This is a genomic window from Bradyrhizobium ingae, from assembly GCF_055791185.1.
Genome location: NZ_JBVUBB010000062.1, coordinates 1 through 26,400, shown reverse-complemented (window position 1 = coordinate 26,400; position 26,400 = coordinate 1). Strand labels below are relative to the sequence as shown.

Here is a 26,400-nt window from a genome sequence, read left to right as displayed (position 1 = left end):
CCCGGCCCCGTGGCTCCGAAGCGTCAACTATATGGTCAACCATATATGCGAACCTTAACTGTATATGACGGCTCGCATGTTGCCGGTCAGCTCACGCCGAACAAGGTGTGGGAGACACGCCGCTTACTGTTTGATGTGGTGGCCCAAAAGTCCTGACGATTATAGGTAAGGTCGTCCGCTTCTTCCTCACCTTCATCGTTGGTGAAGCTCATCGAGCTTTTCTTGCCGAAGGGCGGATTGGCGAGCACATAATCGAAGCTCTGCGCGCTGGGCGCGACCAGCGCGTCATTCGGCGAGATGAGCACGTCACCATCGATCTCGCCGATATTGTGCAGAAACATGTTCATCAGGCAGAGGCGGCGCGTGTTGGCGACGATCTCGTTGCCGTGAAAGGTCTTGTGCTTGAGGAAGGTCTTTTGTGCCTTGTCGAGTTCGTAATTGGCTGAGTTGGTCAGGAAGTCGTAAGCCGCGAGGAAGAAGCCGCCGGTGCCACAAGCCGGATCAGCGATAGATTTGCCAGGCTCCGGCCGTACACATTCTACCATCGCTTTGATGAGCGCGCGCGGCGTGAAGTATTGTCCCGCGCCCGATTTGGTGTCCTCAGCGTTCTTTTCGAGAAGACCCTCGTAGATGTCGCCTTTTACATCGGCGTCCATGCTTACCCATTGAACCTCATCAATCATGTCGATGAGGCGATAGAGTTTCGCGGGGTCTTGAACCTTGTTCTGGGCCTTGGTGAAAATCTGTCCGAGCACGTCCTTCCGCGTGCCTAGCTCGCGCAGAAGCTCAATATAATGGCCCTCAAGTTCCGCTCCGCGCTTGGCCCTCAGGCTAGACCAGGTGTATTTGGAAGGGATACCCACGTCGCGCTTATAGGGCGCGGCTTGGCGTATTCATCGGCCATTTTCAGGAAGATGAGATAAGTGAGTTGCTCCAAGTAATCGCCATAGCTCACGCCGTCGTCGCGCAGCGTGTTGCAGAAGCTCCAAACCTTGGAGACGATGGGGGCTGCGCTCATGCAACCTCGTTCTTGCCGTTCTTGTTGTTAGTCTTCTTGCGATTGCCACCTTCCAGGTCAACTCGGATCCGCTCCAGCAGCATAGAAGCAGGTTCGTCGTTCGGGTCCGGGGCAACGAGGGTGCCTGAGAAGGCGCTATTCATGATTGCTAAGCGCAAAATTTCAGACTGACGGAGTCCGGCTGTAAACGATTCAATCCCCTTCTCCAGAGCCGAGAGCATTTCATCGATTTTGGCCACGATTCGTCGCTGTTGGTGGATGCCCGGCAAGATTATCTCGTGATCGAGAATATGGCTTTTTGATAAGCCGGGAATGTCGCCCTTGGCTTGGGCGACTATCTGCTCGATCGTGAACTTAAGAGCATAGTAGACATACTTGAACTCGATGGCGTCGTGGACACGGTACGCATAAATGTCGCGGCCGATTGCTCCGGCCATGCCGGGAAACATTTTCCCAACGCCCGCGCCTTTGACCGTAATGAAGATGCAACCGTCTGGAACCACCCTCCGGGGATGCTCGGTCCACTTGTTGACATGAAGCCTTATGCCATCCCACTGCTCGGGGCCCGTGAAATATGGCTGTCCGCGCCCCTGATCGTTAACTTCGGAAACGGCGGAAGATTGACCACAATACAATTGGCCACACTGGCCAAGAGTAACTCTTACCCAGTTGCTGTCATGATTCAGTTTCTGCACATTAAGCAATTAGCGCCTCATTCAATTCATCGATCATGCCATCCATGCTCGCACCAAAGAGCTGATACATTCTTCCAAGTCCGCCTTTTGCGTTGAACGGGGCCATATCGAGATCACCCCGTTCAATGTGAATCGACGTTGCGATATGGTCGCGGATCATTTGCAACCATTCGAGCTGTTCGCCCGTGAATTTCTCGCCCGCCCCGCTATGGCGTTTCAGAATCCAGCTCTGGAAATTGCGACGTACCGTATCCGCATAGGGGGCAATCGTTTCATCGATTCCGCAGACGCGGCGAATGAGGGCGACAAGCGCTGTCAGCTCGTTCACGGGATCGCTGCCCTTGTACTCGTCGAGCAGGGCGTAGGCGCGCCAGACGCGCAATGGTGCGAGCTTTGGCCGATCTGTCTTGAGTACATCCAATAATGCCTTAATCATCGCGTACGTGACAGTCGATCTGCGCGCCGGTTGAGTGTAGAAGATAGTCAAAGCCTCGATCTGGTCTTTGTTTTCTTCCAGATATGCCGCAAAGTCCTTCGCCATCGCCACGGCATTCTCTTTAGCATCGCCGCTCCAGCCTGCCTCGATGAGCTTGTCTAGATTGTCGTAGTCGATTGTTTGTTCCTTCTCGCGACGAATGCCGTCGAGAAGATTTATCAGTGGGCCGGTGAAGACGTTGGCGGCTTGCCCGACAAGCTTATCGCGGGCTTGATGGCGCTGTGCATCAGTCGGCTCCGCGCCGCCGGTCGCAATCGTGGCTGCTTCTTCGATCCGGTCAGCATCGATCGCATCGAACAATCCACGCACGATCTCCGCTAGGGTCGAACCTCCGGCAGCGTCTTTGATGCGAGCCTGATCTTTTTCGTCGAGTTCGTTGTTAAGTCGTGCAAGACGTCCGGCCAGTGAGCTGACGGTATCCTCATCGCGTGCGCCCATCATAACGCCAGTCGCGAGGTCCTTCAGGGGGACAGTCGGCTTGGTGATGAGCGGCTGGCTCGCGGTCTTGAGCGATTTCGTCACACCCACAGCATCGACGATGACATAGTGGGTCTTGGCGGTTGTCGCGGAGGGGGTGACCTTCTTCAGGCTGTCGGCGTCCAGGGTACGCGTGCCGCGCCCCTTCATTTGCTCGAAATAATTGCGGCTCTTCACGTCGCGCATGAAGAGCAAGCATTCAAGCGGCCTTACGTCTGTGCCAGTGGCGATCATATCAACCGTCACCGCAATGCGAGGATTGTAGTTGTTGCGGAACTGCGCGAGGACGGATTTCGGGTCTTCGGTTGCCTGATAGGTAATCTTTTTGCAAAAGTCGTTGCCCTCCGAAAATTCCTCGCGGATGATCTGAATGATGTCGTCGGCGTGGCTATCGGTTTTTGCAAAAACTAGCGTCTTAGGAACTTCCTTGCGTCCAGGAAAGATGTCGGGGAGTTTGTCCCTGAAAGTGCGGATGACCGTTCGTATCTGGTCGGGGTTGACTACGGCGCGGTCGAGTTGCGTGGCGGCGTACTGCTCCTCTTCGTCTTGACGTTCCCAACGCTTCTGGCGGGTAAGACGCTCGCGCCTTTCGACCTGTTGATCGGCCTTGATTTTGCCGCCCTTCTTCGTGACCTCAGTGTCGATAATATAGATTTCGTTGCCAACGTTGACGTTGTCGGCAACAGCGCGCTCGTGACCGTACTCGCTAACGACGTTCTTTCGGAAGAAGCCGTAGGTGCGATTATCTGGTGTAGCTGTGAGCCCAACGAGATAGGCGTCAAAGTATTCGATCACCTGCCGCCATAGATTGTAAATCGAACGGTGGCACTCATCGATGATGATGAAGTCGAAGAATTCGGGCGGAATTTTCTTGTTGTAGACGACAGGTAGCGGCTGTTTGCCCTTTACCAGAAGTTCGGCGGGGTTCGCTTCCTCGGCCGCTTCGTCAAGGGGCTCATCCTTGAGCAGCGAATACATGCGCTGGATCGTGCTGATGCAGACCTGGCTGTCCCTGGCGACAAAAGACGACTTGAGGCGCTGCACGTTATAGAGTTCGGTGAACTTGCGGTTATCGTCGTTTGGCAGGTAGGACATGAATTCCTGCTCGGCCTGCTCACCCAGGTTCTTGGTATCGACAAGGAACAGGATGCGCTTCGCGTCGGCGTGCTTGAGCAGCCTATAGACGGATGTGATGGCCGTGAAGGTTTTGCCTGAGCCGGTCGCCATTTGCACAAGAGCACGCGGGCGGTCAGCCTTAAAGGAATGTTCCAGATTCTGGATTGCCGTGATCTGGCAGTCGCGCAGGCCTGCGGGGTTCAACGTCGGAATATCATGCAACCGCGCGCGTAGTGACCTGGGCTTGGAGAGCCACTCGGCCATTGTTTCAGGCCGGTGGAAGGTGAAGACCTCGCGCGAGCGCGGCTTGGGATCACGACCGTCCGTGAAACGGGTAATCACGCCGGTGCTTTCGTACACGAAGGGCAGCGGCTGGCTGTTGTTTACCCATTTCAGCTTGGCGGCAGCATAGCCAGCGGACTGCTCCTCGACAGTCGTGATTTTGTGGCCCCAGTCTGTTGGCTTGGCTTCTATGACACCGACAGCGCGCCTGTCTACAAACAGCACGTAGTCGGCAGGGCCTGCGTCTGTCTGGTATTCGCGGACGGCGATGCCTTGTCCGGCATCGAAATCCAGAGCATCCTTATTCTGGACAGACCAACCCGCTTCGACCAGTTTGGAATCAATCTGGTCACGCGCTATCTGTTCAGGATTTTGGTTTTTGGTTGTCATTGCCGCCGCCCCATCTGACCTTTAGCGGGTTTTCCGTCGTAGGAGTAGCGCTGGCTTTGCCAAACGGGCAGATTTTGAGAATTCCGCAACTCTTTGCTGATATGGATTGCCTGTTGCTACTTTAGGTAAAAAGCCATAATGGTTACTTTGGCGCTAGGGCACAATAGTCAGAATGGCTCATGCCGGAGCCGGACGTTTGCGACCATTTCAGGCGCGCAACTAACGCGCGGCTAATTGGACATATCTGCCGGATTCGCAATTCGCACGTGACTTTATACATACGCCTCTATGAGCAGGCGTTTGGAATTCGCCCTGCCGGTCAAAGCGGACGAGGTTCCTTCTGGTCCCGACTGGCTCCATGAAATCAAACACGACGGCTACCGGATGATGGTGATCCGGGAGAGCAGCGTCGTGCGCCTCCGCAGCAAGACCGGGCTCGACTGGTCGAAGCGCTTTCCCTGGATTGTCGAGACCGCGCTGAAGCTGCGCCAGGAGCGGTTCGTCCTTGATGGCGAGGCGGTGGTCCTGGGCGTCGACGGAATATCCGACTTCGACGCGCTGCAGTCCGGCAAGCACAATGACGAGGTCCAGCTCTACGCCTTCGACATGCTCGCGGGCGAAGGCGACGACTACCGCAAGCTGCCGCTGTTTCTGCGCAAGCAGAACCTCGCGCAGCTTCTGGCGCGCCACCCCGAGGGCATCCACGCCGCGCCGTTCGAGCAGGGCGAGATCGGGCCCGAGCTATTCCGCGCGGCCTGCAAGATGGGCCTTGAGGGCCTTGTGTCGAAGCATCGCGAGCGCGCGTATCGCGGCGGCCGGTGCGCGCATTGGGTCAAGATCAAGAACCCCGCGCATCCCGGCTATAGCCGCGTCCAGGACGCGCACGGGGCGCGCGGCAAAAAAATACTTGAAAAGGCTTGAGAAAGGCACTTCCCGACACTGGGCCGACACTAGCGGCGTCTGCTATTGAGTTCATTGACCTTTTCCCCCTGTATCGTATCCCGCAAGGGGAGAAGGGAAGGCAGCGAGCGCGCGGCTCGCGAGAGGCCCTACGCCTCCTTCACCACCGTCTTCAGATAATTATACGCCTTGATGATCTCGATCAGGCGGTCTTCGGTGGAGCGGTCGCCGCCGTTCGCATCCGGGTGGTGCTGCTTCACCAGCGCCTTGTACTTGGTCTTGACGTCGGCAAGCGTGGCGTCGGGGCCGAGGCCCATGACCTGGAGCGCCTTGCGCTCGGCGTTCATCACCTTGCGAGTCTCGGCCTTGGGCTGGGCTTCCGGGCCGCGGCGCCAGTTGGCGCGGCCGTTGATCTCGCTGAACATGCTGAAGGGATCGAAGGCACCGTCGATCTCGGCTTCCGCCCCCTTCTTGACGCCGCCATTGGCGCCCATCTTCCAGGTCGGACGGTGGCCGGTCAGCGCATCCTTCTGGTAGCGCGCGACGGCGTCGGCATTCATGCCGGAAAAGAAATTGTAGTTCTGGTTGTACTCGCGCACGTGGTCGAGACAGAAGTGCCAGTACTCGCGCGAATTCTCGCGGCCCTTCGGCGCGCGGTGGCTGCCCTTGTTCTGGCAACCGGTCCACTCGCAGGCGACCACGGTCTCGCGCGGCTTCGCTTCCGGCTTCGCACCCCTCGGCTTGACGCGGATGGAATCGAAGAATTTTGATGAATCGATCGGCATGACTGACTTTGACTACGCAATGCAAAAACCTTCAAGTCTTGACATTGCAAATGGCGTAGAAGCACGGGAATTCAGGGAACGCGATTGCGACTTAATGGCTCACAGGACTGGCAACGACATGGCTACACAGGACACTATCAGCAACAAGTTGCGTGAAGCTTTCTCGCCGGACAGCCTGCAAGTGGTCGATGAATCACATTTGCATGAAGGCCATGCGGGCCACCGGGCGGGCGGCGAGACGCATTTCCGAGTTTATATCGTGTCTTCGGCGTTCAAAGGGAAGAGCCGGGTCGAGCGTCACCGCATGATTAATTCGACGCTGGCCACGGAACTCTCCGGCGGCGTGCACGCGCTGGCGATCCACGCTCAGGCGCCGGGGGAAGGTCAGTAATTATCTACAAGAGGTCGTCATGCCCGGGACAAGCCCGGCCATGACGATTGTGGGAGCCTCGGAGCTCAAAGCTGCACCGTCAAAACGCCGTCCCGGCCCGCCTCGGCTTGGCTTCCTCCACCTCCGCTTCGCGCGGCACCGGTGAAATACGGAGCGCGGTGATGCGGTTGCGCTCGCGGCGCAGCACGCGGAAGCGGAAGCCGTGGAAGGTAAAGCTCTGACCGCGATCGGGGATCGATCGTGCCTCATGAATGACGAGGCCGGCGACCGTGGTTGCCTCTTCGTCGGGCAGGCGCCAGTCCATCGCACGATTAAGATCGCGGATCGGCACCGAGCCGTCGACGACGACGGAGCCGTCCGGCTGGGCGCGCACGCCGGCGACCACGACGTCATGCTCGTCGGAGATATCACCGACAATCTCTTCCAGAATGTCTTCCAGCGTCACAAGGCCTTCAACTTCACCGTACTCGTCGACGACGAGCGCGAAATGGGTCTTGCGGCGGCGGAACGCCTTGAGCTGTTCGGACACGGTGCGCATCTCCGGCACGAACCAGGGCGGCAGCGCGATGGTCGAGGCGTCGATGCGCGAGGTGTCGCCTTCGGAGGCGCGGATGGCACGCAACAGGTCCTTGGCGTGCAGCACGCCGATGATGTTTTCGGGCTTGTCGCGCCACAGCGGGATGCGGGTGTATTCGGTCGCCAGCACCTCGCGCACCAGATCCTCCGGCGGCAGGTCGGCGTTGATCATCATCATCTCGGTGCGGTGGATCATGACGTCGGAGACCTGGAGCTCGCGCAGGTCGAGCAGGCCGCCAAGCATGTCGCGGTCCTGCTTCTCGACCTTGCCCTCGTGGTGCAACAGGTCGACCGCGCCGCGCAGGCGCTCGGTCGGCGACAGGATCGCCTGGTGCTCGCCGGCGAGGCCGAACAGCCGCATCAACAGGCGCACGATGACTTCCACCACCGTCAATAGCGGCCCGAGCACGTACATGGTCAGGCGCATCGGCCGCGCCACGGCGAGCGCGACGCGGTCGGGCGCGTTGATGGCGATGGTCTTGGGCAGCACCTCCGCGAAGATCACCACCAGCGCCGTCATCACGCCGGTGGCATAGAGCACGCCGACCTCGCCGAACCAGTTGGTGAAGATGCCAGTCGCGATGGCGGAGGCACCGATGTTGGCGATGTTATTGCCGAGCAGCAGCGCGCCGATCAACCTCTCGCGCATGTCGAGCAGACGCGAGACGACGTCGGCCTCGTGGTGACCTTGTCTCGACAGCCGCAGCATGCTGGCGCGCGAGGCGCCGGTCAGCGCGGTCTCGCTCGCGGCGAAGAATGCCGAGACCAGCAGACAGAAGACGACGATGGAGAATCCGAGCCAATCCATGACCCAACAACCACTTCACACGCCCATCACGCCTTGCGCGCGATGTCTTGCAGGTTTTCTTGCAGGAAGTCGCGCACCAGCGATGGCTCGACGTCTTTTGCGATCACGGCGCGCCCGACAGCCTCGAGCAGGATGAAGGTGAGCTTGCCGCGCTTGACCTTCTTGTCCTGCGCCATCAGCGCCAGCAGCGCGTCGGCGTCGGCAAGCCCCTCCTGCGCAAAGCCCGCGATGTGCTGGAGCCGCGTCGGCAAACCTGCTTCCGCAAGGTGACGCTCGACGCGCGCGGCATCCGCCACCCCTAACATGCCGAGCTTTGCGGAAAACTCCGCCGCCAGCACCATGCCGATGGACACGCCCTCGCCGTGAAAGAGGCGGTCGGAGAAGCCGGTCGCGGCCTCGAGCGCATGGCCGAAGGTGTGGCCGAGATTGAGCAGCGCGCGCTCGCCGGTCTCGCGTTCGTCGCGCGAGACGACGCCGGCCTTGGCGCGGCAGGAGGTCGCGATCGCATGCTCGCGTGCCGAGCCGCCTTTGAAGATGTCGGCGTGGTTCTTCTCCAGCCAGGCGAAGAAGGCCTCGTCGCCGAGCACGCCATATTTGGCGACCTCGGCATAGCCGGCGCGGAACTGACGCGGCGACAGCGTGTCGAGGACGGCCGTGTCGGCAATCACCAGCACCGGCTGGTGGAAGGCGCCGAGCAAATTCTTGCCCTGCGGCGAGTTGATGCCGGTCTTGCCGCCGACGGAGGAATCGACCTGCGCCAGCAGCGAGGTCGGCACCTGCACGAAATCGACGCCGCGGCGCAGGATCGCCGCGGCAAAGCCGGCGAGATCGCCGACCACGCCGCCGCCGAGCGCGATGACGAGATCGTTCCGCTCGATCTTGGCCGCGATCAGCGCCTCACTGACCTTTTCGAGGCCGGCATAGGTTTTCGAGATCTCGCCTTCTTCGACCACGATGCGCGAGGTCGGGATGCCCGCGGCCGCGAGCGAGGCTTCAGCCGGTTCCAGCCAATGCTTTGCGACGGTGCGGTCCGTGACGATCGCGGTGCGCACGCCCGGCCGCAGGGCCGCGACGCGCGCGCCGAGCGAGGCCAGTAGGTCGCGGCCGATGACGATGTCGTAGGCGCGATCGCCGAGCGCGACATCGACAATCACGGGGTCTGAATGTTTCAACGGCGCGGTCATCTCGCAGCACTCGCTACATCGAGGGGTGAGGAGCGCCGCAGAGATAGTCGCGCAGCGTCTCGAGGCACTCCTCCACGATCCGGTCATGCGGAACGTCGCGCGAGGAGATCGTGAGGTCGGCATTCTGGTAGACCGGCTCGCGCTCGCTCAGCAGCCGGGTCACCGTCCCCTCGGGATCGGGGGTTTGCAGCAGCGGGCGGTCGGCGCGGCGGCGCACCCGCCGCATGATGACGTCGTGGTCCGCCTTGAGCCAGATCGAGATCGCCTTGGCCGCGATGCGCGCCCGCGTCTCCTCGCGCATGAAGGCGCCGCCGCCGGTCGCCAGCACCACCGGTCCGCCGTCAAGCAGGCGCGCGATCACCCGGGCCTCACCGTTGCGGAAATAGGGCTCGCCGTGGCGCTCGAAGATTTCCGGTATGGTCATGCCGGCAGAGGTCTCGATCTCGGTATCGGCATCGACGAAAGGCAGCTTGAGCCGGGCCGCCATGCGTCGGCCGATGGTGGATTTGCCTACCCCCATCATGCCGACCAGCACGATCGAGCGGCCCGCAAGCGCCGACAGGATGTCGGGCTCGGGCGAGCTTGGAGCTGGCAGGGCGGCGTCGGACATGGATCTCGCTCAATCTGCCGCCTAAGGCGGCATTCGGGCCACCTATACGACCCCCAAGGTGCCCTCGCCAGAGACTCTTGCCACGAAACGGCGAACATGTTGGATGATTTCATTGGTTAATTTGCGCGCCCGAGACCTCGCCCGATGCCCAGCCTGTTCCGCTTCCTGACGGTCGTCGCCGTGCTCGCCGGCATCGTCTATGGTGTGATCTTCACGCTGGCCAATTTCGTCAATCCAAAGCCGCGGGAAATGACGGTGACGATCCCGCCTGACAAATTTCTCAAGAAATAGCGGCTAGCCTGAGGGGCATGCCTGGAAAACCCTCCGATACCCAACTGACCGGCCTGTTCCTCGACATGCTCGCGGCGGAACAAGGCGCTGGCCCAAACACGCTCGACGCCTACCGGCGCGACCTCACCGATTTCTCCGACTTCCTCGGCCACAAGGGCCGGAATTTCGTCGGCGCTGACACGCAAGTCTTGCGCGACTATCTCGCCGATCTCGATACGCGCGGGTTCAAATCCACCAGCGTCGCGCGGCGACTGTCAGCGATGCGGCACCTGTTCCGCTTCCTGCTCAACGAACGGATCCGCATCGACGATCCCGCCGCGATCCTGTCGGGACCGAAACGCGGCCGCAGCCTGCCGAAGGTGCTGTCGATCGCGGACGTCGACCGCATGCTGACGCGCGCCAAGGAGCTGGGCGAGGCGGCGGACGCTTCGCCCTCGCGGCGGCTGCGCGGCTTGCGGCTCTATTGTTTGCTCGAAGTTCTCTACGCCACCGGCCTGCGCGTCTCCGAATTGGTGTCGCTGCCACGCTCGGCCGCAAAACGCGACGCGCGCATGATCGTGGTGCGCGGCAAGGGCAACAAGGAGCGACTGGTGCCGCTGAACGAGGCCGCGCGGCAGGCGATGGCGGATTATCTCGCCGCGACCGATGCGGCCAAAGGCGACACCGGGCCCGACGGCAAGTCGAGCAAGAAAGCCAGCCTCGCCACCTCGAAATGGCTGTTTCCTTCCTTCGGCGAGAGCGGCCACCTGACGCGGCAACATTTCGCCCGCGACCTGAAGGAGCTCGCCGTCGCCTCCGGCCTTCAGGCGCGCCTCGTCTCCCCCCACGTTCTGCGCCACGCCTTCGCCAGCCACTTGCTGCACAACGGCGCCGATCTGCGCATCGTGCAGACGCTGCTCGGCCACACCGACATCTCGACGACGCAGATCTACACCCATGTGGTTGAGGAGCGGCTGAAGAGCCTGGTGCGCGACCTGCACCCGCTGGCGGAGAAGTAAGGTCTCGCGGCCGAATCGCAGACGGATCACGGCCGCCGATTGCTTCGCCCGCGCCCGCCCCAACGTCGTACCGGCGAAGGCCGGGACGACCTGCTAAACACCATCCGCCTTGACTTCCGCCGTTTCTCCGCAGAAAGAGCCCTCTCCTGCCCGTGATTTGGCGCGCCGCGTCGCTGCGCACAAGCCAACTCATTGAAGAAGCTACACTTCTATCCGCGGCCTCAAATCCGTTTCACCTCCTCGCCCCGTCTTCCCTATATTGAACCGATGCCAGACCACATGCGCAGCTATCTCGATTTCGAAAAGCCCGTCGCCGAGCTCGATTCCAAGCTCGACGAATTGCGCACGCTCTCGGCCTCCGGCACCGACATCGCCGAGGAGGTCGGCAAGATCGAGGACAAGGCAGCACAGGCGCTCGCCGACCTCTATGCAAGCTTGACGCCGTGGCAGAAGACGCTGGTCGCGCGCCATCCGCAGCGGCCGCACTTCTCCGATTTCATCAAGGGGCTGGTCACCGAATTCACGCCGCTCGCCGGCGATCGCAAGTTCGGAGAGGACGAGGCGCTGGTGGCAGGCTTCGGCCGCTTCCGCGGCGAAGCCATCTGCGTGATGGGCCAGGAAAAGGGCGATTCCACCGAGAGCCGCATCAAGCACAATTTCGGCATGGCGCGGCCCGAGGGCTATCGCAAGGCGGTGCGGCTGATGGAGATGGCCGAGCGGTTTGGCCTGCCGGTGCTGTCGATCGTCGATTCTGCCGGCGCCTATCCCGGCATCGGCGCGGAAGAGCGCGGACAGGCCGAGGCCATCGCGCGCTCGACGGACGCCTGCCTGTCGCTGGGCGTCCCGAACGTTGCGATCATCACCGGCGAGGGCATGTCGGGCGGCGCGATCGCCATCACCACGGCGAATCGCGTCTTGATGCTGGAGCACGCGATCTACAGCGTGATCTCGCCGGAGGCCGCGTCCTCGATCCTCTGGCGCGACGGCACCAAGGCCCAGGAAGCCGCCAACAGCATGAAGATCACGGCCCAGGACATGCTGCGCTTCGGCGTCATCGACAGCATTTTGAAGGAGCCGGTCGGCGGCGCCCATCGCGACCCCGCCGCCATGATCGCCACCACCGGTGAGGCGATCGAGCAGGCCTTCAACGAGCTGCGCAACCTGGACGCCGACGCAATCCGCAAGCAGCGCCGGCAGAAATTCCTCGAAATCGGCCGCAAACTGGGGTGATTTTCCTCTTTCTTCCTTGTCATTCCGGGGCGCCCGCAAGGGCGAACCCGGAATCTCGAGATTCCGGGCTCGGTGCTTCGCACCGCCCCGGAGTGAAAGAGTAAGGGGCCATTAACCCTTTTTTCGCCCGAATCGGCGATCCCAGCCGTAATTAGGCCGCTACGCCCTGATTTAGTCTTTGTTGACCATCCCTATGGGGCAACGCCCTCGTGATCCGCGCTTGGGTTGCGACGGTTTGGCCCAGAGGGTAAGATTTTAATCAATGGCTTCAGGGCATCAGCGCTGGGGCTTGGTCTGCAAAAAACCCGTCAGTCGCGGGTCCGGATCGCCGGTCAGGCCATGCTCCAGAAGTGGGGTTTTCGCCGATATGCCCGGTGAGTGTGGGGTCCATCTTGATTTCTAGCACGCTTGCACGCGCGCTTTTGACGTCGGTTGCGCTTGGCGCCAGCGTGCTGCTGGCCGGCTGCGACACCGACCAGGTTTCGCTCGCGACCAACGCCAAGGCCAACCAGCCCGTCTCGCCGAAGCTTCTCGCTGCGATGACCGAGAAGGACATGGATCTGCAATCGCCGATCCTGGTCCGCCTGTTCAAGCAGGAGGCCGAGCTCGAGGTCTGGAAGCAGACGCGCTCGGGCCAGTTCGCACTGCTCAAGACCTACCCGATCTGCCGCTGGTCCGGCGATCTCGGACCGAAAGTCCGCGAAGGCGATCGTCAGGCCCCCGAGGGGTTCTACTCGATCAACCCCAGCCAGATGAATCCGCAGTCGGCCTATTACCTCTCCTTCAACACCGGCTATCCCAACGCGTTCGACCGCGCGCTGGGGCGCTCCGGCTCGCAGCTCATGGTGCACGGCGACTGCTCCTCGCGCGGCTGCTACGCGATGACGGACGAGCAGATCGCGGAGATCTATTCGCTCGGCCGCGAGTCCTTCTTCGGCGGCCAGAAGGCGTTCCAGTTCCAGGCCTATCCGTTCAAGATGACGCCGGTGAACATGGCCAAGCACCGCAACAATCCGAACATGGCCTTCTGGAAGATGATCAAGGAAGGCAATGATCATTTCGAGGTAACGCGGCAGGAGCCGAAGGTCGATTTCTGCGAGAAGAAGTACGTCTTCGACGCAGCCAAGCCGGCCGACGCCAAGCGTGATCCGGTGTTCGATGCCTCCGCAAAGTGCCCGGCCTATGTCATCCCCGACGACATCGCGAACGCCGTGCGCGAGAAGCAGGAGAAGGACGAGGCGGAATACGCAAGGCTCGTCGCCAAGGGCACGCCGATGGCGCGCATGAACACCGGCATCGACGGCGGCATGAACAAGGTGTTCGCCGCGAAGATTCCGGAAGGCTCGACCGGCCTGTCCGAGGGCGCCGAAGGCAACACGCTCCAGATGCTGGCAATGTCGAAGGCGCCCGGCACGATCCCCGGCACGGTCAATCCGCCGCGGCCGAACCTCGAGCCTGTTGCCGCAAGCGCGCAGAGCGAGCCGGTCGTCGCCGTCCCATCGCAGGCCAGCAACACCCGCGTCGCGGCCGCCGCGCCCACCGAGACTTCGCAAGGCACTTCGCAAGGCGGCGGCTTCTTCTCGGGCCTTGCCCGCAAGATGGGCATGGGCACCGCCGATACCACCGCGACCACGACGCCGCCGCCGGCCACCACCGCTACGGCAGCTCCGCCCACGGCGGCATCCCGGCTGAAGGCCGCGGTGACCCGGTTCGTGCCGGGACACGGCACGGCCAAGGACGCGAGCAAGGACGTATCGAAGGAAACGGCCAAGCCGGTCGCGGCCGCCAAGCCCGCCGAGCCGAAGCCTACCGACACGCGCGTTGCCGCGTCACGCCCGCCGCTGAAACCGTCCGTGTCGGATAGCGCGGCCGCTGCCGGAGCCAAGGACGCCCAGCTCGCCGGCGCAGCGCCGGTGATGTCGTCGAACTCGTTCGACAGCCGGTTCGGCGCGGTGAAGTAAGGGCGACATCTTCGTCGCAGCCCGCCACACACTCAGCCGTCATTCCCCACGAAAGCGGGGAATCCAGTATTCCAGAGACAGTTCTGCCTGAATCGAGAAGCCGCGGCGTACCGGATGCCCCGCTTTCGCGGAGCATGACAGCGGAGATCGATGCGCGATGGACGCTCCCAAGACTCGTCATTGCGAGCGCAGCGAAGCAATCCAGAATCCCTCTGCGGAAAGACTCTGGATTGCTTCGCTGTGCTCGCAATGACGTTGGAGTGAAGCGAGAGCGTCGCGCCTCACTCACTCCGTCATCACATCAAGCATACCGCCCGTGGCAGTGCTTGAACTTCTTGCCACTCCCGCAGGGGCAGTCCTCGTTGCGGCCGACCTTGCCCCAGGATGCGGGGTTCTTCGGATCGCGCTGGGCGGCATTGGCTTGCGGGGCCAGCGTGACGTTGGCGAAGGCCATCTCGTCCTCGCCGGTATCCGGATTGAGCTTGTGCGCTTCCATCGCCGGCATCACCGGGGCTTCCTGCTCCGGCGGCACGATCTCGACGCGCATGAGCTGCGCGGTGACGGCCTCGCGCAGATGCGCGCTCATCTCCTGGAAGAGGTTGAAGGCCTCGGTCTTGTACTCCTGCAACGGATCCCGTTGGCCATAGCCGCGCAGGCCGATGACCTGGCGCAGATGGTCGAGCATGATGAGGTGCTCGCGCCAGAGATGGTCGAGCGTCTGCAGCAGAATGGTCTTCTCGACGTAACGCATCACGTCGGGACCCCACTGCGCAACCTTCGCAGCCATATGCTCGTCGGCGCGGGTCTCGATGCGGGTGAGCAGCTCCTCGTCGGCGATGCCCTCTTCCTTGGCCCAGTCGTCGACCGGCAAGTCGAGATCGAGCACGCGCTTGAGCTCTTCCTTGAGGCCCGCGACGTCCCACTGCTCGGCATAGACATGCTCGGGCACGTGCTTGGCGACGAGGTCCTCGATGAAGGCGTGGCGCATGTCGGCGATGGTCTCGGCGACATTCTCGTCCTTCATCAGGTCGACGCGCTGGTCGAAGATCACCTTGCGCTGGTCGTTCTGGACGTTGTCGAACTTGAGCAGGTTCTTGCGGATGTCGAAGTTGCGCGCCTCGACCTTCTGCTGCGCCTTCTCGAGCGCCTTGTTGATCCAGGGATGGATGATCGCCTCGCCCTCTTTCAGGCCGAGCCGCTGCAGCATGCTGTCGAGACGATCCGAGCCGAAGATACGCATCAGATCGTCTTCCAGCGACAGGAAGAATTTCGAACGACCGGGGTCGCCCTGACGGCCGGAGCGGCCGCGGAGCTGGTTGTCGATGCGGCGGGATTCGTGACGCTCGGAGCCGATGATGTAGAGGCCGCCGGGCTTCTTCACGGTCTTGGCGGGCTTTGAGCCCTTGGCCGGCTCGATCTCGACGGTCTCTTCGGCCTTCAGAACGATGTCGCGGAAGTGCTCGATGTCGGCCTTGATCTGCTCGATCTTCTTGGCCTTCTCGGCCTCGTCCTCGATCCCCGCGGTCTCCTGCTGGATACGCATGTCGAGCGAGCCGCCGAGCTTGATGTCGGTACCGCGGCCGGCCATGTTGGTCGCGATCGTGATCGCGCCGGGAACGCCGGCTTCAGCAACGATATAGGCTTCCTGCTCGTGGAAGCGCGCGTTCAAGACCGCGAACAGCTTTGCGGGCTTGCCGGCGCGGGCGGCGGCGTAGAGCTTCTCCAGCGCGCTTTCCTTGCCGAAATCGATCTGCTTGTAGCCGTTCTGCTTCAAGAATTCGGCGAGCACTTCCGACTTCTCGATCGACGCCGTGCCGACCAGCACCGGCTGGAGCCGCGCATTGGCGCGCTCGATCTCGGCGAGGATGGCGACGTATTTTTCCTTCTGCGTGCGGTAGACCTCGTCGTCTTCGTCCAGACGCGCGACCGGCAGGTTGGTCGGGATCTCCACGACCTCGAGCTTGTAGATGTCGAACAATTCGTCGGCTTCGGTCGCCGCCGTGCCGGTCATGCCCGCCAGCTTCTCGTACATGCGGAAGTAGTTCTGGAAGGTGATCGAGGCGAGCGTCTGGTTCTCGGGCTGAACCGCAACGTGCTCCTTGGCCTCCAGGGCCTGGTGCAGGCCTTCCGAATAGCGCCGGCCCGGCATCATGCGTCCGGTGAATTCGTCGATGATCACCACCTCGTCGTCGCGGACGATGTAGTCCTTGTCGCGGGTGAACAGCGTGTGGGCGCGCAGCGCCTGGTTGACGTGATGCACGACCGAGACGTTCTCGACGTCGTACAGCGACTCGCCCTTGAGCTGGCCGGCGTCGCGCAGCAGCGTCTCCAGCTTCTCCATGCCGCCCTCGGTCAAGGTCACCGTGCGCTGCTTTTCGTCGACCTCGTAGTCCGTGACCTTCTCCAGCTTCGGCATGAAGGTGTCGATGGTGTTGTAGAAGTCCGAACGGTCGTCGAGCGGGCCGGAGATGATCAGCGGCGTGCGCGCCTCGTCGATCAGGATCGAGTCCACTTCGTCGACGATCGCGTAGTAGTGCGGCCGCTGGACCATGTCCTCGAGCCGGTACTTCATGTTGTCGCGCAGATAGTCGAAGCCGTATTCGTTGTTGGTGCCGTAGGTGATGTCGCAGGCATAGGCCGCCTTGCGCTCGGCATCGTCGAGCCCGTGCACGATCACGCCGGTGGTCATGCCGAGGAAGCCGTAGATCTGGCCCATCCAGCCGGAGTCGCGGCGGGCGAGGTAGTCGTTGACGGTGACGACGTGGACGCCCTTGCCGGCGAGCGCGTTGAGGTAGACCGCAAGGGTAGCGACCAGGGTCTTGCCTTCGCCGGTCTTCATCTCGGCGATGTCGCCCTCATGCAGCACCATGCCGCCGATGAGCTGGACGTCGAAATGGCGCTGGCCGAGCGTGCGCTTGGCCGCCTCGCGCACCGTGGCGAAGGCCGGCACCAGCAGGTCGTCCAGCGTCTTGCCGTTTGCGAGCTGCTGCTTGAATTCAGCGGTGCGGGCCTTGAGGGCTTCGTCCGAGAGTTTTGAAAGTTCCGGCTCGAGCGCGTTGATCGCGCTGACTCGGGATTGGTATCCCTTCACCCGCCGATCGTTGGCGGAGCCGAAAAACTTGCGGGCGAGCGCGCCGATCATGCCGAATTCCTTGCCAAATTCCTGTGTTCGCGATTACCGCGTTGCAGCCAAGAGGTTGTCACCAACTTGCCTATCAACTCACCGTGACGCCTCGCGGCCAAGACCCCGTTCCGGGGTCATCCGCCATATGGGTGGGAATTGAGCAAATCTGGGTTCAACGGCCAAAAACGCAGCAAAATAAACGCCATCGCCATGGACGCGACCGGGCAGAGATATGGCCCACCCTGAGCCTTGTCAACGGCGGCCGGCTTTCCGCTAATTCATCATTTTGACAGGTTTTTCGCGTTGCCAAGGCACCCCGATTGGGCGAGTGTCCGCCCCGCTCAAATACCCCCTTCAGGATAAGGATTTTCCATGACCACCTCGTTCCCGGTAACGAAAACCGGCCTGCGCTTCGGCCTCGCCACCGCCCTTGCGGGCTGCCTTGCGCTGGCGCTGATCGCGGGTCCCGGCCGGGCCGCCGACGACCCGGTCCTGGCCAAGGTCAATGGTGTAGAGATCAAGAAGAGCGACGTCGCGCTCGCCGAGGAGGAACTGGGGGCGTCCCTGGCGCAGATGGACCCGGCGACCAAGGACGAGAACGTGCTGGCCTTCCTGATCGACATGAAGATCGTCGCCAAGGCCGCCGAGGACAAGAAGATCGCCGACGGCGAGGAGTTCAAGAAGCGCCTGGCGTTCGCCCGCAACCGCCTCCTGATGGACAGCCTGCTTGCCCAGGAAGGCAAGGCCGCCACCACCCCCGACGCTATGAAGAAGGTCTATGAAGAGGCCTCCAAGCAGATCACCGGCGAGCAGGAGGTGCGCGCCCGCCACATCCTGGTCGAGACCGAGGACGAGGCCAAGGCCGTGAAGGCCGAGCTCGACAAGGGCGCCGATTTCGCCGAGCTCGCCAAGAAGAAGTCCAAGGATCCGGGCTCCGCCGACGGCGGCGACCTCGGCTTCTTCACCAAGGAGCAGATGGTGCCGGAATTCTCCGCGGTCGCCTTCGCGCTGGAGCCGGGCAAGATCTCCGATCCCGTGAAGTCGCAGTTCGGCTGGCACATCATCAAGGTCGAGGAAAAGCGCAGCCGCAAGGCGCCGGATTTCGATCAGGTCAAGGCCCAGATCGAGAACTACGTCACCCGCAAGGCCCAGGCTGATTACGTCGCGAAGCTCCGCACTGAAGCCAAGGTCGAGCGGCTGGACCAGCCGGCTGCGGACGCAGCCAAGCCTGCTGACGCGGCGAAGCCCTCCGACAACAAGATGGCGCCCCCCGCGAAGAAGTAAGAATTCGCTGTCACTTCGCTGACGCCAATAGTATCTAAGCATCGCAATGGCCGGGCATCGCCCGGCCATCTGCATATCCAGACCCACCAAGGCGCCCCGCGATGTCCTCCTCCGTCTCCCCGCTCGCCCCGAAGCACGTTCCCGACATGCCCGTGATTGCGGGCGTCCGTCTCGCGACGGCGGAAGCCGGCATCCGCTACAAGAACCGCACCGACGTGCTGCTCGCGCTGCTGGACAAGGGCACGGCGGTCGCCGGCGTCTTCACCAAGTCGAAATGCCCGTCCGCGCCGGTGGAATGGTGCCGGGCCAAGCTCAAAGGTGGCAAGGCGCGCGCGCTGGTCGTCAATTCCGGCAATGCCAACGCCTTCACCGGCAAGACCGGCCGTGCCTCGACCGCGCTGACCGCGAAGATCGCGGCCAAGGCCGTCGGGTGCAGCGAAAGCGAGATCTTCCTCGCCTCGACCGGCGTGATCGGCGAGCCGCTGGATGCGACCAAGTTCGACGGCGTCCTGGGCCGCCTCGCCGAGACCGCAGAGCCCGGCGATTATCTCGCAGCGGCAAAGGCGATCATGACCACCGACACCTTCCCGAAGGTCGCGACCAGGACCGTCAAGCTCGGCAAGGCCAAGGTCACCATCAACGGCATGGCCAAGGGCGCCGGCATGATCGCGCCCGACATGGCGACCATGCTGTCGTTCATCTTCACGGACGCACCGATCGCGCCGGCCGCGCTGCAAGCGCTGCTCAAGAGTGGCGTGGAGGACACCTTCAACGCGGTGACGATCGACGGCGACACCTCGACCTCGGACACGCTGCTGGCCTTTGCCACCGGCGCGGCCGCCGAGCACGGCGCGCCAAAAATCAGCCGCGCCAGCGATCCGCACCTGAAGGCCTTCGTCAAGGCGTTCAACGAGGTGCTGGCCAATCTCGCCGAGCAGGTGGCGCGCGACGGCGAAGGCGCGCGCAAGCTGGTCGAGATCACCGTGGAAGGCGCCAAGACCAAGGCGTCGGCGCGCAAGATCGCGATGTCGATCGCGAACTCGCCTTTGGTGAAGACCGCGATCGCCGGCGAGGACGCCAATTGGGGCCGCGTGGTGATGGCGGTCGGCAAAGCCGGCGAGCCTGCCGATCGCGACAAGCTGTCGATCTCCTTCAACGGCATCCGCGTCGCCAAAAGCGGCGCGCGCGATCCGTCTTACGACGAGGCGCAGGTGTCGGAGGCGATGAAGGCGCCGGAGATCGCGATCAAGGTCTCGCTCGGCCTCGGCAAGGGCCGCGACCGCGTGCTGACCTGCGACCTCACCAAGGAATATGTCGCGATCAACGGCGACTATCGATCGTAAGTTCAGGCATGGCCGAACTCAAACTGACATTGGTGGTGGCCTGCGCGCTCATTGACGCCGACAAGCGCGTGCTGATCGCGCAGCGCCCCGAAGGCAAGGCGCTTGCCGGCCTCTGGGAGTTTCCCGGCGGCAAGCTCGAGCCCGGCGAACGGCCGGAGCAGAGCCTCATCCGCGAGCTGCAAGAGGAGCTCGGCATCACCGTCAGCGAGCCGTGCCTGGCGCCGCTCACCTTCGCAAGCTACGCTTATGAGACGTTCCATCTGCTGATGCCGCTCTACATCTGCCGCCGCTGGGAGGGGATGGTGACGGCACGCGAAGGCCAGACATTGGCGTGGGTCCGCGCCAACAAGCTGCGCGACTATCCGATGCCGCCGGCGGACATTCCGCTGATCCCGCATTTGATCGATCTGTTGATGTGAGGCTCGGTGTGCCCCGGACGCAGCGCAGCGCTCTTGCGGTGCGCTGCAGAGCCGGGGCCCGGGCGACACAGTCTGGGTCCCGGCTCTGCGCAGCAGCGTTTCACGCTGCAGCGCGTCCGGGACACGTCAACCCTTCCCCGCCTTCTTCACCGCCTCCGCAAGACTAGCCTTCGCCGAACCGGGCTTGAGCGGCTGCTGCTGGCTCGCATGCGGCGCCCAGCCGGAGAGCCAGATGACATCGAACGTCGCACGGATGCGGCCGTCGGGATCGGCAAATCGCTCGGCATAGATCTCGGCCATCCGCAGCATCGTCGCGCGCCGCGTCGGTGTGCGCCGCCGCTCGACCAGCACATTGGCTGCGCCCATCCGTCGCAAATCCTGCATCAGCGCAAACGCATTGGCATAGCGCACGACGATGCGGTCGACGTCGGTCACCGGCAGCGCAAAGCCCGCCCGCTGCAGCAGCGCGCCGATGTCGCGCAGGTCAGCGAATGGCGCGACGCGCGGCGATACTCCGCCCTCGCACTCGGCCTCGGCCGCGGCAAAGGCCTGGCGCAGTTCGGTCAGGCTGTCGCCGCCGATCATCGCGGCGAGCAGGAGACCGTCAGGTTTCAATGCACGACGGATTTGCGCGAGCACGCCCGGCAAATCGTTGACGAATTGCAGCGCCAGCGCGGACGCCACGAGATCGAGACTTTCCGGCGCCAGCGGCAGCTTCTCCTCGCCCGCCGCATCGAGCTCGATCCGCTGCGCGTTGCCGAAACGTGCGCGCAGCGCCGACAACCCCTCGCCGGGGGTCCAGAGATCGGCAACGGCGCCGAATTCGCGCATCACCGCCGCCAACCGGTCGGCCATGTCCTCGTCGACGCGGTCGAGCAGGAAGCTGACGGGCCCCTGCACGCGCGCACGGGACTGCCGCGCATGCAGCAGCGCGCGGTCGAACAGGGCGGGCGGGATTTGCGGAGTTTGCGCCATGCCGCTGGTTACGCCGATCCAAGTCGTTCTGGCAATCTCCTCTCTCGTGTCCCGGACGCGGCGCGGCACGAAGTGACGCGGCGCAGAGCCGGGGCACAAGACCGGAGCAGCTTGAGCAGATTGTCGGGTAGCGCTAGCCTCCTTCCATGGAAGCCGAAACTGCCCCGTCCCGTTCCATCTCCGCCCATTGGCGCGGGGCACTCTCGGCTGGCCACCGCCTGCTCTCGCGCGTGGCAGCGCTCGTGCTCGACATTGCGCTGCCGACCCTGTGCGTGTCCTGCCGCGAGCCGGTCAACGGCGAGGGCGTGTGCGCGGCCTGCTGGGCGAAACTCTCCTTCATCGCCCCGCCCTATTGTCCGCGGCTCGGAATCCCCTTCGTCTACGATCCCGGCCCCGAGATGCTGTCGATGGAGGCAATCGCGAGCCCGCCCGCTTATCATCGGGCGCGCGCCGCGGTGCGCTATGATGACGTCGCGCGCACGCTGGTACATTCGCTGAAGTACCAGGACCGCACCGATCTTGCGCCGGCCATGGGCCGCTGGATGGCGCGCGCGGGACGCGAGCTGCTCAGCGAGGCCGACATGCTGGTCCCGGTGCCCCTGCATTGGCGGCGGGCGTGGCGCCGTCGTTACAACCAGTCGGGCGCGCTGGCCCGGGTGATCGAGCGGCAGACGGGGGTCAAGGTGAACGGCGACGTCCTGCGCCGGGTCCGCGCCACCGAGCAGCAGATCGGACTGTCGCGCGCCCAGCGCGCCACCAATGTGCAGGGCGCATTCCAGGTATCTGCCGACCACCAAGCCGAGGTGCAGGGGCGCCGTATCATCCTGGTCGACGACGTCCTGACCTCCGGCGCGACGCTGGATGCCTGCGCGAGAGCCTTGCTCCGCGCCAAGGCGGCGCAGGTCGACGCACTGGTCTTTGCCCGGGTTGTGGAGACCGGGTCACGTCCCATATAATTCAGTCAATTCATGAATTGAGAGCGTCAGGCGAGATGAGCACTGCTGTCGAGATCTATACGAGGCCGGGCTGCGGCTATTGTTCCGCAGCCAAGTCGCTGTTGAATCGCAAGAAGGCCGCCTTCACCGAGTTCGATGTCGCCAGGAACCCGTCGTGGCGCCAGGAGATGTACGACCGCGCCGGCCAGGGCTCGACATTCCCGCAGATCTGGATCGGCGAGAAGCATGTCGGCGGCTGCGACGAGCTCTATTCGCTCGATCGCGAAGGCAAGCTCGATGCACTGCTCGAAAGCGTCAAGGCCGTTTCATGAGCCAGAATCAAGATCGTACCTTCACGGCCGCCATGGTGCAGATGCGCACCGGCCTTCTGCCTGAACCGAGCTTCGAGCAGGCGAGCAAGCTGATTCGAAAGGCGGCGGCAAACGGCGCCAACTACGTGCAGACGCCCGAAGTCAGCAACATGATGCAGCTGAACCGCAAGGCGCTGTTCGAGCACCTCGCCAGCGAAGAGGACGACAAATCGCTGAAAGCCTATCGCGCGCTCGCCACCGAATTGAGGATCTTCTTGCATGTCGGCTCGCTGGCGCTGCGCTACTCGCCGGAGAAGGCGGTCAACCGCTCCTTCCTGATCGGGCCCGACGGCAATGTGCTGGCGAACTACGACAAGATCCACATGTTCGACATCGAGCTGCCGGACGGCGAGAGCTATCGCGAATCCGCCAACTACCAGCCCGGTGAGACGGCCGTGATCTCCGATCTGCCCTGGGGCCGCGTCGGGCTCACGATCTGCTACGATGTGCGTTTCCCCGCGCTCTATCGCGCGCTGGCGGAAGCCGGCGCATCGTTCATCACAGTACCCTCCGCCTTCACCCGCAAGACCGGCGAAGCGCACTGGCACGTGCTGCTACGCTCGCGCGCGATCGAGACCGGCTGCTTCGTGTTTGCTGCCGCGCAAGCCGGAACGCACGAGAACAAGCGCGAGACCTATGGTCATTCCTTGATCATCGACCCCTGGGGCGAGATCCTTGCCGAGGGTGATGTCGAGCCCGGCATCATCATGGCCAAGATCGATCCGGCGAGGGTCGAGACCGCACGCAGGGCGATTCCCTCGCTGCAACATGGCCGCCGCTTCGGCGTCGCCGATCCGAAGGCGGGCCCTGACCATCTGCATCTGGTGCGGGGATCGGCATGATCCGCTATGCGCTCCGCTGCGAGCGGGACCACGCGTTCGAAAGCTGGTTCCAGAGCTCGTCAGCTTACGAGTCTCAGATCAAGCGCAAGCTCGTGACCTGCCCGATCTGCGGTTCGGCCAAGGTCGACAAGGCGATCATGGCGCCGCGCATCGTCGGCAAGAAGGGCCGCGAGCGCGCTCCCGAGCCGGCCCCGGCACCCGCGCCTGAGGTCGTGCCGCAGCAGCAGCCGACGTCGCTGATGCTTGCGCAGGAGCGCGAGCTGCGCACCAAGCTGAAGGAGCTCCGCGACCACATCGTGAAGCATGCCGACAATGTCGGTGAGCGCTTCCCGAATGAGGCCCGCGCCATGCATTACGGCGACAAGGAGCACCGCCCGATCTACGGCGAAGCCTCGCCCGATGAGGCCAAGTCGCTGATCGACGAAGGCATCGAGGTGTCGCCGCTGCCGGTGCTGCCGGAAGACCGGAACTAAACCCCTACCAGCAGTGCCACGCCGATCACGATCAGGACGATGCCGAAGATCTCGCGGGGCGAGATCGGCTGCTTGAACGAGTAGTAGGCTACCCCTTGCGCGAATAGCACCTCGATCAGCGCGAGGGTGCGGACATTGGCGGCGGCGGTCAGCGCGAAGGACAGGAACCAGAATTGCGAGGCGAAGGCGCCCATGAAGCCGGCGAGCAGCGACGGCTTCCAGAGGCCGAGGATCGCCTGCAGGACCTTTGGTGCGCGCCAGAGCAGGTAGATCGTCAGGATCAGCGTCTGCACGAACAGGCCCAGCACCAGCGTGAACGAGGACGCCGTCACGAAAGAGACGCCCGGCACCGTGATGATCGCGCCGCGGAAGCCGACGGCCGACAGTGCGAAGGCTGCGGCCGCCACGAGGCCCATCATGGTCGGCTTCAATTCGGCAAAGCTCTTCTCTCCGCCCGGCCGAAGCGCGGTGACGACGACGCCGACGGTCGCGATCACGATCGCCAGCACCTTGAGCCAGGTCAGGTGATCGCCGAGGAAGACGAAGCCGAAGATTGCGGTCTGGATCGCTTCGGTCTTCAGGTAGGCCGTCGTCACCACGAAAGAGCGATCGTTCATGGCGAGCAGCATCAATCCGGTGGCGACGATCTGGCTGAGCGCTCCTAACAGCAGCCATGGCCAGAACACGGATGGCGGCATGCTGAGATGATCGCCGGAGACGACCAGCACCAGGCCCAGGAACAGCACGGAGAACGGGAAGCCGAACAGGAAGCGTATGTTGGTCGCGCCCCAGGTGCCCAACGGCTTCGTCAGCGACCGCTGCATCGCATTGCGCGCCACCTGTCCTAGCGCAGCGATGACGGTGAAGGGAATCCAGATGCTGGTGACGGTGAACATGGGTGGGGAATGGCTAGGAATGCGGTAATCGTAGCCCAAACTGCCGAGACCGACTCACGAGGTCAATCGCGCTCACGTCATGGGAGCGATGCTCTCACAACAACCAAACTGTCGTCCCTGCGAACGCAGGGACCCATAATCCCAGGGAGTAGTTTTGCGGAAGCTGCCAAACCGCGCCTCCAACACCGTTCGCCGCCGATAGATTCCGCGGTATGGGTCCCTGCGTTCGCAGGGACGACATCGTCAGTGAGGCGAATGCTCGTGTCCTATTCACAGCCCGCTCACACCATCCCTTCCGCCACGACCATGTAGTTCACGTCCATGTCGGACGAGAGGCTCCATTTGTCGGCGAAGGGTGAGTAGACGACGCCGGTCTGCTCGGTGATGGCGAGGCGGTTGTCGAGCAGGTATTTGGCGAGCTCGTCGGGGGTGACGAACTTGTTCCACTCATGGGTGCCGCGCGGCAGCCAGCGCAGCACGTATTCGGCGCCGACGATGGCGAGCGCAAAGCTCTTCCAGTTACGGTTCAAGGTCGAGACCACCATCAGCCCGCTCGGCTTCAGCATCGCGGCGCAGCGGCTCAGGAATACGCCGACGTCGGTGACGTGCTCCACCACCTCCATCGCCAGCACGATGTCGAACCGCTCGCGCGGATCGACTTCCTCGACCGTGGTGCAGCGGTAGTCGATCGACAGATGCCCCTTGTCGGCATGCAGCTTTGCGGCCGCGATGTTGCTGGTGGAGGGATCGATGCCGATGACCTGCGCCCCGAGCCGCGAGAGCGGCTCGCAGAGCAGCCCCGCGCCGCAGCCGATGTCGAGCACGCGCAGGCCGCCGAGGCAGTTGAGGCTTCGCACGTTGCGCTCGAACTTGCGGCAGGCGGCGTCGCGGATATAGCCGAGCCGCAGCGGATTGATCTTGTGCAGCGGGGCCATCTTGCCGTTGGGGTCCCACCACTCGGCGGAGAGTTTTGAGAATTTCGCGATCTCGGCGGCGTCGACGGTCGACGCCTGCGCACCAATCGTGGAACTATTCTGCAGCATGCTCATGAAAACGCGCCGTCCTAGCGCACGGTGATCGAATTGCGGAAGGCAAGTGGGGAAGCGATGGTCTTGATCTTCTCGACCCCCTCGCCCACACCGCGGATCGTCACGTCGCCATAGTTGAGGATGCGACCCAGAATGGTCTGGTCGACATCGACACTTTCGACCTTGTCCAGGCTCATTTCAAAGGTCTTCCGGGTGATGAACCCGGTCTTATGCACAACCCTGAAATTGGTCACGTCGGTTTCGGTGGTGAAGCGGTGGAACCAGCCCTTCAGCGTCCACCAGAGCCCCATCAGCGCCACCAGGCCGGAGGCGGTGAGGCACAGCAGCACGAGCCCCTCCGTTGCCGTCTGCCGGGACATCAGAAGCAGGACCAGGGCCACGATCCAGGCCCTGTCTCTTATACACATCTGACGCTGCCGACGACTAAAAAAGGGGGGGGGGGGGGGGGGGGGGGGGGGGGGGGGGGGGGGGGGGGGGGGGG

At 63.1% G+C, this 26,400-nt stretch carries 24 protein-coding genes and 2 pseudogenes; 13 read left to right on the top strand and 13 right to left on the bottom strand.

Annotated elements, in window-relative coordinates:
* Nucleotides 1-86 precede the first annotated feature (86 nt).
* From ACV1FX_RS39990 to ACV1FX_RS39975, 4 genes are read right to left on the bottom strand one after another with little or no spacing between them, the layout of a single operon-like run.
* Complete coding sequence (locus tag ACV1FX_RS39990; protein ID WP_473122976.1) at nt 87-863, bottom strand: HsdM family class I SAM-dependent methyltransferase; 777 nt, start codon at nt 861-863, stop codon at nt 87-89.
* Complete coding sequence (locus ACV1FX_RS39985; RefSeq protein WP_473122975.1) at nt 827-1,018, bottom strand: type I restriction-modification system subunit M N-terminal domain-containing protein; 192 nt, start codon at nt 1,016-1,018, stop codon at nt 827-829. The genes ACV1FX_RS39990 and ACV1FX_RS39985 overlap by 37 nt, the downstream gene beginning before the upstream one ends.
* Nucleotides 1,015-1,713, bottom strand: coding sequence for a restriction endonuclease subunit S (locus tag ACV1FX_RS39980; protein WP_473122978.1), 699 nt, complete (start codon nt 1,711-1,713; stop codon nt 1,015-1,017). The genes ACV1FX_RS39985 and ACV1FX_RS39980 overlap by 4 nt, the downstream gene beginning before the upstream one ends.
* A gap of 1 nt (nt 1,714) precedes the next feature.
* Complete coding sequence (locus ACV1FX_RS39975; protein WP_473122974.1) at nt 1,715-4,474, bottom strand: type I restriction endonuclease subunit R; 2,760 nt, start codon at nt 4,472-4,474, stop codon at nt 1,715-1,717.
* A gap of 300 nt (nt 4,475-4,774) precedes the next feature.
* Here ACV1FX_RS39975 and ACV1FX_RS39970 point away from each other — a divergent pair, with 300 nt between their 5' ends.
* Nucleotides 4,775-5,395 carry an ATP-dependent DNA ligase gene (locus ACV1FX_RS39970; RefSeq protein ID WP_473122973.1) on the top strand — a complete coding sequence of 207 codons (621 nt, stop codon included), beginning with the start codon at nt 4,775-4,777 and terminating at the stop codon, nt 5,393-5,395.
* 128 nt (nt 5,396-5,523) lie between these two features.
* On the opposite strand, the gene ACV1FX_RS39965 is transcribed toward ACV1FX_RS39970, so the two are convergent.
* Nucleotides 5,524-6,159: a J domain-containing protein gene (locus ACV1FX_RS39965; RefSeq protein ID WP_254109879.1), complete on the bottom strand. Its 636-nt coding sequence runs from the start codon at nt 6,157-6,159 to the stop codon at nt 5,524-5,526.
* A gap of 118 nt (nt 6,160-6,277) precedes the next feature.
* Here ACV1FX_RS39965 and ACV1FX_RS39960 point away from each other — a divergent pair, with 118 nt between their 5' ends.
* Nucleotides 6,278-6,550, top strand: a complete 273-nt coding sequence (locus ACV1FX_RS39960) for a BolA family protein (RefSeq protein ID WP_473122977.1) — start codon at nt 6,278-6,280, stop codon at nt 6,548-6,550.
* A 79-nt stretch (nt 6,551-6,629) separates the two neighbouring features.
* On the opposite strand, the gene ACV1FX_RS39955 is transcribed toward ACV1FX_RS39960, so the two are convergent.
* The 3 genes and pseudogenes from ACV1FX_RS39955 to ACV1FX_RS39945 form a co-directional block, all read right to left on the bottom strand.
* The gene (locus ACV1FX_RS39955) at nt 6,630-7,934 is read right to left on the bottom strand and encodes an HlyC/CorC family transporter (RefSeq protein ID WP_473122972.1); all 1,305 of its coding nucleotides are present in this window, start codon (nt 7,932-7,934) and stop codon (nt 6,630-6,632) included.
* A gap of 26 nt (nt 7,935-7,960) precedes the next feature.
* Entirely contained in the window at nt 7,961-9,118 is a 1,158-nt protein-coding gene (aroB, locus tag ACV1FX_RS39950; RefSeq protein ID WP_473122971.1) for a 3-dehydroquinate synthase, read from the bottom strand.
* Nucleotides 9,115-9,728, bottom strand: a pseudogene (locus tag ACV1FX_RS39945) (shikimate kinase). The gene aroB and the pseudogene ACV1FX_RS39945 overlap by 4 nt, the downstream one beginning before the upstream one ends.
* Before the next feature lie 144 nt (nt 9,729-9,872).
* On the opposite strand from ACV1FX_RS39945, the gene ACV1FX_RS39940 reads away from it, so the two are divergent.
* From ACV1FX_RS39940 to ACV1FX_RS39925, 4 genes are all read left to right on the top strand, one after another.
* The gene (locus tag ACV1FX_RS39940) at nt 9,873-10,019 is read left to right on the top strand and encodes a histidine kinase (RefSeq protein WP_458148626.1); all 147 of its coding nucleotides are present in this window, start codon (nt 9,873-9,875) and stop codon (nt 10,017-10,019) included.
* Between the two features lie 17 nt (nt 10,020-10,036).
* Nucleotides 10,037-11,017, top strand: coding sequence for a site-specific tyrosine recombinase XerD (gene xerD, locus ACV1FX_RS39935; protein WP_473122970.1), 981 nt, complete (start codon nt 10,037-10,039; stop codon nt 11,015-11,017).
* Nucleotides 11,018-11,284: 267 nt separating this feature from the next.
* Nucleotides 11,285-12,247: an acetyl-CoA carboxylase carboxyltransferase subunit alpha gene (locus ACV1FX_RS39930; RefSeq protein ID WP_473122969.1), complete on the top strand. Its 963-nt coding sequence runs from the start codon at nt 11,285-11,287 to the stop codon at nt 12,245-12,247.
* A gap of 392 nt (nt 12,248-12,639) precedes the next feature.
* On the top strand, nt 12,640-14,208 hold the full coding sequence (locus ACV1FX_RS39925; protein ID WP_473122968.1) for a L,D-transpeptidase family protein: 1,569 nt from the start codon (nt 12,640-12,642) through the stop codon (nt 14,206-14,208).
* A gap of 301 nt (nt 14,209-14,509) precedes the next feature.
* On the opposite strand, the gene secA is transcribed toward ACV1FX_RS39925, so the two are convergent.
* The gene (gene secA / locus ACV1FX_RS39920; protein ID WP_473122967.1) at nt 14,510-17,350 is read right to left on the bottom strand and encodes a preprotein translocase subunit SecA; all 2,841 of its coding nucleotides are present in this window, start codon (nt 17,348-17,350) and stop codon (nt 14,510-14,512) included.
* A 354-nt stretch (nt 17,351-17,704) separates the two neighbouring features.
* Here secA and ACV1FX_RS39915 point away from each other — a divergent pair, with 354 nt between their 5' ends.
* From ACV1FX_RS39915 to mutT, 3 genes are all read left to right on the top strand, one after another.
* Nucleotides 17,705-18,616 (top strand): peptidylprolyl isomerase, encoded by a 912-nt coding sequence (locus ACV1FX_RS39915; protein WP_473122966.1) that lies wholly within the window; start codon nt 17,705-17,707, stop codon nt 18,614-18,616.
* A gap of 101 nt (nt 18,617-18,717) precedes the next feature.
* Nucleotides 18,718-19,959 carry a bifunctional glutamate N-acetyltransferase/amino-acid acetyltransferase ArgJ gene (gene argJ, locus ACV1FX_RS39910; RefSeq protein ID WP_473122965.1) on the top strand — a complete coding sequence of 414 codons (1,242 nt, stop codon included), beginning with the start codon at nt 18,718-18,720 and terminating at the stop codon, nt 19,957-19,959.
* 8 nt (nt 19,960-19,967) lie between these two features.
* Nucleotides 19,968-20,378, top strand: coding sequence for an 8-oxo-dGTP diphosphatase MutT (mutT, locus tag ACV1FX_RS39905; RefSeq protein ID WP_473122964.1), 411 nt, complete (start codon nt 19,968-19,970; stop codon nt 20,376-20,378).
* A 126-nt stretch (nt 20,379-20,504) separates the two neighbouring features.
* Here the strand turns inward: mutT and ACV1FX_RS39900 are convergent, their stop codons facing one another.
* Nucleotides 20,505-21,353, bottom strand: a complete 849-nt coding sequence (locus tag ACV1FX_RS39900) for a methyltransferase domain-containing protein (RefSeq protein WP_473122963.1) — start codon at nt 21,351-21,353, stop codon at nt 20,505-20,507.
* Nucleotides 21,354-21,499: 146 nt separating this feature from the next.
* Between ACV1FX_RS39900 and ACV1FX_RS39895 the strand changes: the two genes are divergently transcribed.
* Genes ACV1FX_RS39895 through ACV1FX_RS39880 form a run of 4 tightly spaced genes read left to right on the top strand, consistent with a single transcriptional unit; the run spans nt 21,500 to nt 23,974 of the window.
* Complete coding sequence (locus ACV1FX_RS39895; RefSeq protein WP_473122962.1) at nt 21,500-22,309, top strand: ComF family protein; 810 nt, start codon at nt 21,500-21,502, stop codon at nt 22,307-22,309.
* Nucleotides 22,310-22,344: 35 nt separating this feature from the next.
* A complete protein-coding gene (gene grxC, locus ACV1FX_RS39890) occupies nt 22,345-22,620 on the top strand; it encodes a glutaredoxin 3 (protein WP_473122961.1) in 276 nt (91 codons plus the stop codon).
* The gene (locus tag ACV1FX_RS39885) at nt 22,617-23,501 is read left to right on the top strand and encodes a carbon-nitrogen hydrolase family protein (protein ID WP_473122960.1); all 885 of its coding nucleotides are present in this window, start codon (nt 22,617-22,619) and stop codon (nt 23,499-23,501) included. The genes grxC and ACV1FX_RS39885 overlap by 4 nt, the downstream gene beginning before the upstream one ends.
* Entirely contained in the window at nt 23,498-23,974 is a 477-nt protein-coding gene (locus ACV1FX_RS39880; protein WP_473122959.1) for a DUF1178 family protein, read from the top strand. The genes ACV1FX_RS39885 and ACV1FX_RS39880 overlap by 4 nt, the downstream gene beginning before the upstream one ends.
* On the opposite strand, the gene ACV1FX_RS39875 is transcribed toward ACV1FX_RS39880, so the two are convergent.
* The 3 genes and pseudogenes from ACV1FX_RS39875 to ACV1FX_RS39865 all read right to left on the bottom strand — a co-directional run.
* Nucleotides 23,971-24,870: an EamA family transporter gene (locus tag ACV1FX_RS39875; protein WP_473122958.1), complete on the bottom strand. Its 900-nt coding sequence runs from the start codon at nt 24,868-24,870 to the stop codon at nt 23,971-23,973. The two genes, ACV1FX_RS39880 and ACV1FX_RS39875, sit on opposite strands and share 4 nt — an antisense overlap.
* A gap of 281 nt (nt 24,871-25,151) precedes the next feature.
* Entirely contained in the window at nt 25,152-25,919 is a 768-nt protein-coding gene (gene ubiG / locus ACV1FX_RS39870; protein WP_473122957.1) for a bifunctional 2-polyprenyl-6-hydroxyphenol methylase/3-demethylubiquinol 3-O-methyltransferase UbiG, read from the bottom strand.
* 14 nt (nt 25,920-25,933) lie between these two features.
* Nucleotides 25,934-26,308: pseudogene (locus ACV1FX_RS39865) on the bottom strand (PH domain-containing protein); the annotation flags it as partial.
* Between the last annotated feature and the right edge of the window lie 92 nt (nt 26,309-26,400).